Origin of the sequence: Streptomyces sp. NPDC048496, from assembly GCF_043200055.1 — a bacterium.
GTDB lineage: Bacteria > Actinomycetota > Actinomycetes > Streptomycetales > Streptomycetaceae > Streptomyces.
Window position 1 is genome coordinate 1 of record NZ_JBICXB010000145.1, and the last position, 1,241, is coordinate 1,241.

Genomic DNA, 1,241 nt, shown 5'->3' on the forward strand with positions numbered 1-1,241 from the left:
CAGCGGCCACCCCACGCCCGAATCCGCAGCTCAACCCCGACACGGCCTGCACGACCCCGAAACGATCACACCGGGATCAAGCCGGTGGATCCGGGTTGAGTGGCTACGACTGGGCCTACGTACTCTGAATGTGGTCCGAGGAATCTCCTTGATTCGGTGAAAATGAGATGAGGGCTCCTGTCGGGAATTTCTTCATCGATTGTGAGCCAATCGTGTACCGCTGCTTCAAAAGCGTTGAAAGGCGTTGTGTCGACGAGAGCCGTCACGTTTAGCTGATGGGCGGATTGATTTGTTTCGGAGTAGCGTTGGCGAAGGGTGAGCGACCTGTCGTTTTCGCTGAGTCCCCGGCGTGTGCTTGACGTAGTCGGCAAAGGTACCTGCCGCCCGGAGTGACGAGGTGTACGCGTATGGAATCAGATCGTGCAGATCGGATGGTGTCGAGACTTCGCGCTCGCGGAGTCATGGCACATGTGGTCGAGGCAGGTGTTTACGAGTTCGGTATCAGGGTCGTGCTCGACGAAGATCTTGAAGCTCTGTGGGACCTTGACGGGGCTGCCGGTCTTGACGCGGAGATCGTCAGCGAAGGCGTGCTCGTCGGCTTCATCCCACATGTTCCCGGTTCGGAGAATTTCACCGAAGACCAGCTCGTCGACAGCATTGCAACGACGGATTACGCCGTAGGCAACCTTAGCGTCCCGACGGACCGTCCCGTTACGGAAGCACGGGAATCCGGCGAGGTTCAATCGAATTCAGTTGCGCATCGTCAACGCCGGGCCCACTGGATCCGGCGAAGCGAAAAATGAGAAATAGCTCAAGGGTGGTTCCTTGAAATGTAATTATCGGCCCGAGGTGGTCGGCGATGGTGTCTGTGGCCGGCTCGGTCGCCCCGAATGGCGGCGCAAGCTGCCGCGGTGCACGTTCGTGCGATGGCAGGCGCTTCGGGCATCACCCGTCCTTCGGCGGAAGAACTCCACAGCCTCTCATTTCGGTCACGAATTCACATGCTCAACAGTGCGGTCACTGGCCTGAACTGACGTGTGCTCAACCTGATGATCGAAGTTGTCAGGGACGGCTCCGATGTGGTGATTGACTCAGCCACCCCGATCGCCTGATACTCCAGCATGATCACGATCTACGGCTGAAGGGCCAGGGGCATTGCACGATTGCGATTGATCCGGTTCGCCGGTCTCGCGAGTGACGTAGTGTCATGTCCGTTGTGCGGCAAGGGAACCCGGAGAGCA

Annotated in this window: 1 protein-coding gene; it reads left to right on the top strand. The window is 58.7% G+C overall.

From position 1 onward, the window contains the following. Window positions 1-461: 461 nt before the first annotated feature. Window positions 462-803 (top strand): hypothetical protein, encoded by a 342-nt coding sequence (locus tag ACGFSA_RS35220; protein ID WP_393310271.1) that lies wholly within the window; start codon window positions 462-464, stop codon window positions 801-803. Window positions 804-1,241: the final 438 nt, after the last annotated feature.

Bases quoted from the DNA above. Each gene is read 5' to 3' on its own strand.
- ACGFSA_RS35220 (WP_393310271.1), top strand. From the start codon at position 462: ATGGCACATGTGGTCGAGGCAGGTGTTTACGAGTTCGGTATCAGGGTC.